Source organism: Micrococcus lacusdianchii, assembly GCF_023155805.1.
Classification (GTDB): Bacteria; Actinomycetota; Actinomycetes; order Actinomycetales; family Micrococcaceae; genus Micrococcus; species Micrococcus lacusdianchii.
Genome location: NZ_JAKNUW010000033.1, coordinates 1 through 10609, shown reverse-complemented (window position 1 = coordinate 10609; position 10609 = coordinate 1). Strand labels below are relative to the sequence as shown.

General features: G+C 68.4%; 11 protein-coding genes and 1 pseudogene. 7 read left to right on the top strand and 5 right to left on the bottom strand.

Annotated elements, in window-relative coordinates; all coding sequences use genetic code 11:
- Positions 1–428: transposase (locus tag MA879_RS11930; RefSeq protein WP_248126759.1), on the top strand; the 428-nt coding region annotated here is incomplete at its 5' end.
- A gap of 94 nt (positions 429–522) precedes the next feature.
- Here the strand turns inward: MA879_RS11930 and MA879_RS11925 are convergent.
- Entirely contained in the window at positions 523–1125 is a 603-nt protein-coding gene (locus MA879_RS11925) for a hypothetical protein (protein ID WP_230260849.1), read from the bottom strand.
- Between the two features lie 56 nt (positions 1126–1181).
- A complete protein-coding gene (locus MA879_RS11920; protein WP_248126762.1) occupies positions 1182–2192 on the bottom strand; it encodes an IS481 family transposase in 1011 nt (336 codons plus the stop codon).
- Positions 2193–2623: 431 nt separating this feature from the next.
- Here MA879_RS11920 and MA879_RS11915 point away from each other — a divergent pair, with 431 nt between their 5' ends.
- The 6 genes from MA879_RS11915 to MA879_RS11890 all read left to right on the top strand — a co-directional run bounded on the left by MA879_RS11915 (position 2624) and on the right by MA879_RS11890 (position 8624).
- Positions 2624–3118, top strand: a complete 495-nt coding sequence (locus MA879_RS11915) for a toll/interleukin-1 receptor domain-containing protein (protein ID WP_229667503.1) — start codon at positions 2624–2626, stop codon at positions 3116–3118.
- Positions 3119–3258: 140 nt separating this feature from the next.
- Positions 3259–3837 (top strand): recombinase family protein, encoded by a 579-nt coding sequence (locus tag MA879_RS11910; RefSeq protein ID WP_064845789.1) that lies wholly within the window; start codon positions 3259–3261, stop codon positions 3835–3837.
- A 209-nt stretch (positions 3838–4046) separates the two neighbouring features.
- Entirely contained in the window at positions 4047–5336 is a 1290-nt protein-coding gene (locus MA879_RS11905; protein WP_248126755.1) for an ISL3 family transposase, read from the top strand.
- 82 nt (positions 5337–5418) lie between these two features.
- Complete coding sequence (locus MA879_RS11900; protein WP_064845788.1) at positions 5419–6498, top strand: catalase family protein; 1080 nt, start codon at positions 5419–5421, stop codon at positions 6496–6498.
- Positions 6499–6522: 24 nt separating this feature from the next.
- A complete protein-coding gene (locus tag MA879_RS11895) occupies positions 6523–7239 on the top strand; it encodes a hypothetical protein (RefSeq protein WP_248126752.1) in 717 nt (238 codons plus the stop codon).
- The gene (locus MA879_RS11890; protein ID WP_248126748.1) at positions 7239–8624 is read left to right on the top strand and encodes a Dyp-type peroxidase; all 1386 of its coding nucleotides are present in this window, start codon (positions 7239–7241) and stop codon (positions 8622–8624) included. The genes MA879_RS11895 and MA879_RS11890 overlap by 1 nt, the downstream gene beginning before the upstream one ends.
- Before the next feature lie 237 nt (positions 8625–8861).
- Here the strand turns inward: MA879_RS11890 and MA879_RS11885 are convergent, their stop codons facing one another.
- The 3 genes and pseudogenes from MA879_RS11885 to MA879_RS11875 form a co-directional block, all read right to left on the bottom strand.
- Entirely contained in the window at positions 8862–10007 is a 1146-nt protein-coding gene (locus tag MA879_RS11885; RefSeq protein ID WP_019310328.1) for a glycerol-3-phosphate dehydrogenase/oxidase, read from the bottom strand.
- Between the two features lie 35 nt (positions 10008–10042).
- Positions 10043–10336: pseudogene (locus MA879_RS11880) on the bottom strand (integrase core domain-containing protein); the annotation flags it as partial.
- 4 nt (positions 10337–10340) lie between these two features.
- On the bottom strand, positions 10341–10609 hold a 269-nt coding region (locus MA879_RS11875; protein WP_248126744.1), incomplete at its 5' end, for an IS30 family transposase.

Genomic DNA, 10609 nt, shown 5'->3' with positions numbered 1-10609 from the left:
CGCTGGTCAGCCTGATCACCCCCGGCCAGGCAGGGGACTCCCCGATGCTGCTTCCTCTTCTGGAGCAGCTGCGCGTGACCCGGCCAGTAGGGCGGCCCCGGACCCGCCCTGCGGCGGTGCTGGGCGATAAGGCGTACTCCTCCCGGGCGATCCGCACCCACCTACGTGCCCGTGGGATCAAAGCGGTCATCCCTGAACCGGCCGACCAGCAGGGCCACCGCAGACGGCGCGGTGCCCGCGGCGGGCGCCCCGTCAGCCTCGACGCGGCCGCCTACAAGGGCCGCAATGTCATCGAGCGCCAGTACGCTCACCTGAAGCAGTGGCGGGGCCTGGCGACCCGGTATGACAAGTACGCGATCGTCTACCGGTCCGCTGTGGTGCTGAATGCTGTGCTCGCATGGTCAAAACGATTGTCAGACATGCCCTAGCCCAACCCTCGCAGTAGAACACCGCACCCGGAAACACGAAGCGGCCCCGACCCTCCCGCGATGGGAGTGCCGGGGCCGTTTCGCCATGCAAGGGTCAGGCGCTCTCGTCGCCGTCCAGCTCCCCCAGGAAGGTAGCCAAAGCCTTCATCCGCGCCTGAGGGCGATCCATCGTCTCGCGATTGAAGTAGAAAGCCGTATTGTCGTCGAACATCACAGAGAACTCTGGCGAGCTGTACTTGATGCCACGGACGTCCTTGCGCTCAAGGCTGGTGACGTCCACAGCCCGGACGTCACCGCGCCGCTTGACGCTAGGGCCTGCGAACGCGAGGTCGCGCTCAGCAGCCTGCACGTTGGACGCCTCGCTCTCGGCGAAGCCCACGGTCACGACTCGCTGCCCGCCGATCACGATCAGGCTTCCCCTGACCGTCGCTTCACCTAGCTCATCAAGGTCTGAAGCATCGTCGGACTGACGGAGTGCAGCAGCGTTGGACGAATGAAGTACGGCGAGAATCTCGTCCTCTCCCATCCCCAGCGCAATGCGATGGATGACATCCGACGCTGCCTTCTGAGTCGCCCTGTCCGTCCGATCCAGTCCAGCCGCCTTGTCCGCTCCGAACTCCCATAGCGCTGACTCGACCTTATCCAGGGCCTCCGACTGAACTTCTGCGAAATCGTAGTCCGATCCATAATCGACCATTTGACCCACCCTTCACCTAACGCATATCCGGTCTGGATACGTCATGTGGAAGGAGTCTAGCTGTAAGAGGGCATGACGTTGTTGACTCGGGCCGGTGCCAGTGAGGCCGGCGGGATGTTCCCGCAGGAGGTATGAGGCCGATGGTAGTTGTAGTGGTTCACCCACACCGCCAACGCCTCACGCCGAGCTTGCTCTGAGGAGTACGGGCGGGCGTAGAGGACCTCGTCGACCATCAGCCGGTTGTAGCGTTCGACCTTCCCGTTGTGACGCGGGGTGTAGGGGCGGATCCGGTGGTGCCGGCCCCCGAGCGAGACCACCTTCCCGGTGAAGTCCGCGGCCCGGTAGTTGTTCCCGTTGTCCGTGATCACCCTGTCGATCCGGATCCCGTGGGCGGCGAAGAACGCCCGCGCCCGGCAGAAGAACCCGACCGTGGTCACCGCCTTCTCGTCCTCCAACGCCTCGGTGTAGGCCAGGCGGGTGAACCCGTCGATCGCCGAGTGCAGGTAGGTGTACCCGACCCGCCGGCCTGCACCACGCTTGGAAGCACGGCCTGCTTCACTGTCACGTCCGTGGGTGCGCCAGCCGCCCCCGTCTGGGATCTTCCCGATCTTCTTCACATCCAGGTGCACCATGTGCCCCGGGCCGCGGGCGGTGATCCTCTGGGCCGGCTGCTGGCGCAGGTCCTCACCCGTGGGCGCGAGGTCTGGCAACCGGGAGATGCCCAGCCGGTGCAGCCACCTGCCCACCGTTCGGAGGCACACCCGGTGGCCTTCAGAGACCAGGTGGTGATGGATGCGGCGGGCTGACCACTTCTCCCTGCGACGCAGGGTCTGGATCTGAGCCACCACCTCGGGGTCGAGCTGGGCAGGTGAACGGCGCGGCCGGCAGGAGCGGTCTTGCAGTCCTGCCTCGCCCTCGGCGCGGTAGCGGGCGACCCAGGTGGCCACCGTGGGCCGGCTCACCCGGAACTCGGCGGCCACGTGTGCCTGCGGGATGCCGTCGTGCAGGTGGCGGTGGACCATCCTGAGTCGGCCGGTGGGGGTCAGGGGTGCGTTAGCGTGGGTGATGAGCGGGCTCTTTCCAGCGGATGGGTTGTTGAGGAACTTCCATCCTGCCGGGCGGGGCCCGCTCGTCTCATCTCAGTCGGGCCCTCGTGCCAAGAACCTCATGACCCACAACACCTAGGCTGGGATCTTCCGATACCCCCGGACCTCTGCGCCAAAGCCGCACTGGTGGGACCCCTTATCTTGTCCCTGCCGCGTCTTACTCTTGAGCCATGGCACAGTGCACAGCCCCCGTTGAAGGTCACCGCACCGCGAGTGGAGCGGCGAACTGCCCCGCATGCCGTGGAGGCCGGTCGTACTACAGCACGCCCTCCTACTACTCACCCCCGGCAGCGCGGCCCAGTGATGGGGGCACATCGAACAGCGGGGGAGGCTCTTCCGGCAGGGGGGCGACGACTTCACGGCGCACACGCAGTGGTGCCTCGGTCGTGTACATGCCAAGCGAGGAGCGGACGTTTGCGCCTGTGGCGCGCCAGGCAGAGCAGATCGCACGGAGCTACCCGGATCGCCGTGACATCTTCCTCTGCCACGCCTGGGACGATCGGCAGGAAGCTGCCCTAGAGCTGCACGATCTGCTCCGGACCTATGGCGCGACGGTGTGGTTTAGCGAGTACGACGTGGGCCTCGGTAAGTCGCTGCTCACGGAAATCGATAAGGGTCTTCGGAGTTCTCGAGTCGGGATTGTGTTGGTGACCCCGTCAATGCTGACCACTCTGGACAGGGCTACGGGCATCGCGAGCAAGGAGCTGGCGGCATTGCTGGCCACGGACCGAGTGATCCCGCTGGCGCACGGGACGGACTTCGACGCCCTTCGCGAGGTGAGCCCTCTGCTCGGTGCCCGGTCTGGCCTAACCACGGGGGACGCTCTTTCGTTGGAGGAAGCTGCCAAGAAGATCGCCGCCGCGACGGCTGCCCAAGAAAACGACTGACAGATCCCGCACCTAGGGTGTGCCTGAGAAACCGTCCAGTCGGGTATACCCCTTTACACACCCCCCGCCGCCACGAGAGGATCACGTCAGAGTGGGTCTATTTTGGACCCGTTAGACATATCTGACGGAGGGTCTAAAACGTGGTTGGACAGACGGTGGGGTACGTGCGGGTGAGCTCGGCCGAGCAGAACCTGGACCGCCAACTTGAGGCGGTGGGGGAGTGTGACCGCATCTTTCAGGACAAGATCTCCGGCAGCTCCCGCGCCAAGCGCGCCGGGTTGGCGGAGCTGATGCGGTACGTGCGGGAGGGGGACCTGGTGAAGGTCGCCTCGATGGACCGGCTCGGGAGGGACACCCGGGACCTGTACGCGATCGTGGATGAGCTCACGGACAAGGGGTGTGCGGTGCAGTTCGTGTCCGAGCGGATCACCGTGGACAAGTCCGGCACCTCCCCGGTGGACGGGCTCATGCTGGGCATCCTGGCGGCGTTCGCTGAGTTCGAGCGTCGAAGGATCAAGGAGCGCCAGGCCGAAGGCATCGCCCTGGCCAAGGCCCGCGGCAAGTACGTGCAGGCACCGAAGCTCTCGGACACGGATGTGGAGCAGGCGCGCGTGATGATTCAGATGGGGATCCCGAAGGCCGAGGTGGCGCGCACGTTCGGGGTCAGCCGACAGACCCTGTACACCTCCCTCGCTCGCGGAGCAACGACGTTGCCTTGAGTGACCCAAGGGGAGGGGCGGACCCCTGCTAATAAGCTTCACGGGTAGGGGTAATGGTGAACCGCCGACGTCTCGACTGTAGGGCATTTTTGTGCAGTCCGCGCATTGTGGCTCTTCGACTTTGAGCGTGGTGGGGCCCTGACGTAGGGCTCGCGGCCCTACGCCAGCATGGGTGTTGTCTAGACATCTCATGAGCGAGGACCGCGAGCGTGCACAAGCCTACGTTCAACGTCGATGCGGCGTCGATCCTGTTCAACCTGTCCGGTTACCGAGTCGTCTCGGCCACCCCTGGCGTCGACGTTGAGCAACCGCGGCAGGTGCTGATCGAGACGACCACGAGCGAGGGCGCCTGCCCCTCCTGCGGGGTGCTGTCCTCGCGGATCCAGGCAAGACCTACCCAGCGCGTGAAGGACGTGCCGTGCGGGGGTGAGCGGCTCGACGTGCTCGTGCGCAAGCGCCGCTACGCCTGCCGTGAGTCGTTGTGCCCGCGGCGGTCGTTCACCGAGGAGACCGAGCAGCTGCCCGCGCGGGCGAGGGTCACGACCCGGCTGACCGAGCAGGTGATATCCGCCTGCCGGGCCGAGCCGCGGGCGGTGTCCCGGGTCGCGCACGAGGCGCACCTGTCCTGGCCCACGGTGATGCGGATGCTCACCACCACCCTGGACCTGGACACCGGCGTGGACCGCCGGCACGTGCGGCACCTGGGGATCGATGAGCACCGGTTCCGCACCGTGCGCTACCTGCGCGACCCGGACACCCACGCGGTGAAGCGGGTCGAGCCGTGGTCCATCGTGTTCACCGACCTCGACGACGGCGCGATCCTGGACGTCGTCGACGGGCGCCGCGGCAAGGTCGTCACCTCCTGGCTCGCAGCGCGGCCGCGGTGGTGGCGCCGACGCGTGCAGGTCGTCGCCCTGGACATGTCCAGTGAGTTCCGCGCCGCGATCCGCAAGGCACTACCGCGGGCGAAGGTCAGCGTGGACCACTGGCACGTCGTGCGCCTGGCCAACGAGATGATCACCAAGGTGAGGAGGCGCCGGGTGTGGGAGCTGCACGAGCGCCGCGGCCGCGCTACCGACACCCCGTGGAAGTACCGCAAGCTGCTCACCTGCGCCGGCGACCGGCTCACCGTCCGCCAGCGCACCAAGCTGCAGGAGATCCTGGCCGAGGACGTCGAGCTGGCTGTGGCGTGGGGCATCAAGGAACACGTCCGCCAGGTCCTCACCGCCACCGACACGTCTTCGTTCCAGCGGCACTGGGCCGGCCTCGAGCGTGCCGTGCGAGCCACCCGCCTGCCCGAGCCGGCCGCGCTGTTCCGCACGCTGCGCGCCTGGCGTCGTGAGCTGCTCACCTTCTGCCGAACCAGGGTCACGAACGCTCGCACCGAGGCGGCGAACCTGACCGCCAAGACGATCAAGAGGGTCGGGCGCGGGTACCGCAACCACCGAAACTACAGATGCCGCATCATTGGCTATGCGCCCCGACCGATCGCGGCGTGAACACCCAGCACCACGCTCAAAGTCGAAGAGCCAAATTGAGTCCAGTACGATATTGTTGTCACGATGTCGAGGAGGCATACCGATGAACCCCATCCGCTACCACGATGACGTCGAGGTCCCCGTCGAGAACGAGGCCGAGATCTCCCAGCGAATCGTCGAACGAATGGCCGCCACCCAGGCGGAGAACGCCGACCGTCACCGCCACGCCCACCGCGACGCGCACGCCAAGAGCCACGCGATCATCACCGGGCAACTCACCGTCCACGACGACCTGCCGCACGAGCTCGCGCAGGGCATCTTCGCCACCCCCGGCACCCACGAGGTCGTCGCCCGCCTCTCGTCGGCACCCGGCGACATCCACTCCGACGAGATCCCTGCCCCGCGGGGTTTCGCGCTCAAGATCATCGGCGTGGAGGGCGAGCGCCTGTCCCCCGACCTCGGTGGCGCCAACCAGGACTTCCTCATGGTGAACTTCCCGACGCTCGCGTTCGGCACCGTGACCAAGTACGAGGACATGCTCGACATCCTCGAGAAGAACGCGAGCAACCCGGCCGCCGCGCAGAAGGCGGTCTCCGCCGCCGCCCGGGGCATCGCCTCGATCACCGAGAAACTCGGTCGCACCCCCGGCGCGACCGTCCAGGGCCTCGCGAACGACTACTCCCACATACTCGGTGAGACCTTCTACACCCAGGCCGCGATCCGTTACGGCGACCACGTCGCCAAGATGTCCCTCGCGCCGACCGGGGAGGTCGCCGAGCTCACCGGCGTCGACGTCGGCGACGACTTCGACGCGATGCGTACCGCGGTCGTCCGCCACTTCATGACCAAGGGCGCGACGTACGAGCTGCGGGTGCAGCTGTGCACCGACCTCGAGGAGATGCCGGTCGAGGACGCCGCGGTGCTGTGGCGCGAGGACCGTTCCCCGTTCCGCACCGTCGCGACCGTCCGGTTCGACCGGCAGGACGTGTTCACCCCCGAACGTCGCGTCGCCGGTGACGACCGGCTCGCGTTCAACCCGTGGAACGGCGTCGAGGCGCACCGGCCGCTCGGCTCGATCATGCGCGTCCGCAAGCTCGCCTACGAGTCGTCCTCGCGGCAGCGGCACGACCTCAACGCCGTGGCCCGCCGGGAGCCGGACTCCCTCGCCGACCTCACCGCCTGACCCCTCACCCCCTTGGAGGACCCCATGAACGAGAAGCTGACGTCCAAACAGACCCGCATCGACCCGCGCCTCTCGGAGGAGAGCCGCATGGAGGAGTTCCGCCGCGTGGTCAAGGAGGTCGCGGCCGACGCGCCGACGATCTCCCAGATCGCGATCAAATCCCTGCTCACCGACAAGAACCCGCTCCACGAGGGCACGTACGAGTCGGCCGGCCGGGCCGGTGCCCGCTCCGGCAACGTGTCCGAGCTGACCGCCATCGCCGACCTCAGGCCCGGCGGCGCCGACCGGCTGCGCCGCATCTTCGGCCTCACCGGCGGCGACTTCGACGGCGCCAAGCGCGTCTCGACGCTGCACAACATGCGGTTCGTGTTCCTCGACGACGACACGCGTGTGCTGTTCGCCACGGCCTACGACGGCGACTGGGACACCTACATCGACGACTTCGCGACGAAGATCCCCGAGCTCATGGACCTGTTGTTCGCCAACGTCGAGGGCTGGCCGGGGATCGACTCCCCGAAGGTCAAGGACTTCATCGCCGACCACCAGATCGACGCCGCCGCGTGGTTCGTCGCGAACCCGCAGGTGACGGTCGTGGACGTGCGCCGGTACCAGCGCATGGAGCAGGCCCTGGACACGTTCTTCGACGCGATGGCGGCGAACACCGCGATGGACGCGACGACCCGGGAGGCCCTGTCGGCGCTGTCGGACGCGGTGGCGACGCCGCAGGGGGTGGACTACTGATGCCGTTCAAGCACCTCAGGGAGCTGCGCAAGCGGTTCCGTCGGGAGAGCGTCACGCTGCAGCTCGACGACATCCAGTCCCTCATCCTGCGGTCGCGGCCCGAGCCCTACGTCGGGATCCACGCGGGGTTGCGGGTCGACACCCCCGAGGGGGGTCGTGCCCTGCTGGGGCGGCTCGTCGAGTACGTCCCCTCGGCGCAGGACTGGACCGCGGACATGCACGCGTGGACGGGGGTGGCGATCAGCCACGCCGGCCTCAAGGCGATGGGCCTGCCGGAGGAGTCCCTCGCGAGTTTCCCGCTGCCGTTCCGGCAGGGCATGGCGGCCCGCGCGGGCCAGCTCATGGACACGGGCGAGAACGCCCCGGAGACGTGGGAGGAGTTCTACAAGGACGACTCCCTGCACGTCGCGGTGACGATCTACGCCGACTCGGAGGAGTCCCTGGCGGACGCCGTGGAGAAGGCTCTGGGGTACCTGGAGGAGATCGACGGGGTCACCCTGCTCGGCACGCACGCGTTCGGGGCGCCGGATGCGGCCAACCCGTTCGGCTACCACGACTCGCTCAGCCAGCCGCTCGTCGCGGGCGCCGGCGTCGACGCCCTCCCGGGGCAGGAGCGGGCCATCGCGGCGGGCGAGTTCATCCTCGGGGAGGACAGCGAGACGGGTTCGCCCGTCGCCATGCCCTCGCCGGACGTGCTGGGTCGTAACGGCTCGTTCGTCGTGCTCCGCAAGTACGACAGCCGTGTCGGCGCCTGGAACGACTTCCTCCGCGAGCACGCGGAGGAGGACACGCAGGAGTCCCGCGACGCCCTCGGCGCGAAGCTCGTCGGCCGGTGGCGCTCGGGCGCGCCGCTCGTCCTGGCCCCCGAGAAGGACGACGTCGAGCTGGGCATGGACGACCAGCGCAACGACGACTTCGACTACTCCGAGGACCGGGCGGGCCTCATGTGCCCCCACGCCGCGCACGCCCGACGGATGAACCCCCGCGGCAGCGAGATGACGATCCTCACCGACGAGAACATCCACCGGATCATCCGCCGCTCCTCGACGTTCGGCCCGGAGTGGGACCCCGACCTCACGGCCGCCGACGACAAGGACGACGACCGCGGTCTGTTCTTCATCTTCATCAGCGCCCGCGCCTTCGACACGGTGGAGTTCCTCCAGCAGGAGTGGATCAACCGCGGCAACTTCATCGACCTCGGCACCGAGCGTGACCCGGTCGTCGGCCTGCATGAGGAGCCCGGCCGGTTCACCATCCCCGACCGCCCCGTGCGCAAGCGGGTCGACGGCGTGACGACGTTCAACCGCCTCCGCGGCGGGGAGTACATGTTCATGCCCTCCCTCTCCGCCCTGCGCTGGATCGCCGACGCGGGCTGGGAGAGCTGACCAGGCCGGCGGATCGAGACCGGCGCTCGCCCGGTCGTCCGCATCGGCGATGAACGAGAGGCCCTCTCCCAACCCGGGAGGGGGCCTCTCGAGTCGGAACGCCGTGGCTCTGGGGCCGTCCGCGCCCTCGGACCTCACGAGGGCGAGCACGCGCTCGACGCGCTCAGCCGTGTCGATGGCCCCCCTGCCCCTTCCTCCTCTCCCCCTTTCCCGATGACGTCATCCGGGGGGCGGGGGTCAGGTGGTCGCGAGTTCCAGGACCTGGGCGGCGACCTCGCGCGCGGCGGGGACGGCGGACTCGACGAAGGAGGTGCGGGTGCGGCGTTCGACGAGGTCCTCCACCGTGAGGGCGCCCTCCGCCAGCACGCCGAAGAGCATCTCCGCACCGGTGTAGGCGACGCCCTCGGCGACGGGGCCCGCGAACCGGGGGTACCGACGGCCCAACTCCGCCACACGACCGGCCTCGGTGCCGTAACGGCGCACGAGACGGGTCGGTTCCTCGAGACGGGCCAGCACCTCCCGCGGCGCCGCGCCCACGAGCGGGAGCGTCCTCGTCCGGCACTCCCGGTCCGTCCCGAGACGACGGCAGGCGGCGTCCACGGCGTCCTCGGCCATCGTGCGATAGGTCGTGAGCTTGCCCCCGGCGATCGTCAGGGGCCGGCCAGGTTCGTCGATGAGCAGGTGCCGTCGGGACACGTCGGCGGTCGCGCCCGCCTCGACGAGTGCGCGCTCCGCGCCCTCCGACAGATCCCCCGACGCGCCGTGCTCGCGCCTCTCCCCGAACCCGTGCCTCCCGATCCGCCTCTTCGTCCCTCCCGTCGACCCGCCCGACGGAGTCGGCAGCACCAACGGCCGCAGCCCGGCGAACCGGCCCACCACGTCCTGCCTGGTCAGGGGGCGCTCCAGCGCGCGGTTGATCGTGGCGAGGAGGAAGTCCTCGTCGGATTCCGGCACCGGCGGAGCGATGCCGTCGACCCCGGGAGCGGCGTCGTCGGTGAGGCCGACGAGCACGAGGCCGTCGCTCTGTGGCAGAGCGAACACGAACCGGCCGAAGTGACCCGGCACCGGCGCGGTGAACACGGCGCTGGGACACCCGAGCGCCTCGGCCCGCACGACCAGGTGGGATCCGCGGCTCGGCGAGATCCGCAACGACGGGTCGTGTTCACCGGCCCACACGCCGGTCGCCGAGACGACCGTGCCCCGAGCCTCGACGCTCTCGCCCGTCGTCTCGTCCGTGAGGGTGAGTCGGTCCTCACGCAGGTCGGTCGCGGCGCACCGGGTGAGGACGTCCGCGCCGTGCGCCGCGGCGGTGCGGGCCAGCGCGATCACGAGGCGGGCGTCGTCCTCGAGCTGACCGTCGGTGTAGTAGACGGCACCGCGCAAGGGCCCTACCCCCGGATCTTGGACACGGGGTGTGATTACGCAGCCGTCGGCAGCGTAGCGGTGTTGCCGGTCTCGTAGAGGACCGGCGGGACGTAGCGGCACCACGAATGGCGTCGCTTGGTGTTGTAGCGGACGAGCCACCTGAAGACCTGCCGGCGGCAGACCAGTTCGTTGCTCCAGCAGGCGGCGTCTTGGAGAACCTCGCGCTTCATGGTGGCGTTGAACGACTCGGCCAACGCGTTGTCCGCGCTGGACCCGACGGCGCCCATGGACTGGGTGACGCCGAGCTTGCGACAGAGCTTGGCGTAGTCCTTCGAGCAGTAGACGGCGGGTTCAACCGGTCGTTGCAACACCGTGCGTTGAGAGCGAGCGTAGCTGCTCGGCGAAGACCTCCGCGGGAGTCTTCCAGTCCAGGACCTTCCTGGGCCTGCTGTTCAGCGTGTACGCGACTGCTGCGAGGTCCTCGGCCGACCATCTCGACAGGTCCGTGCCCTTGGGGAAGTACTGCCGCAGCACCCCGTTCGTGTTCTCGTTCGTCGGCCGCTGCCACGGCGAGTGGGGGTCAGCGAAGAACACCTTCGTGCCCGTGGCCATCGTGAACT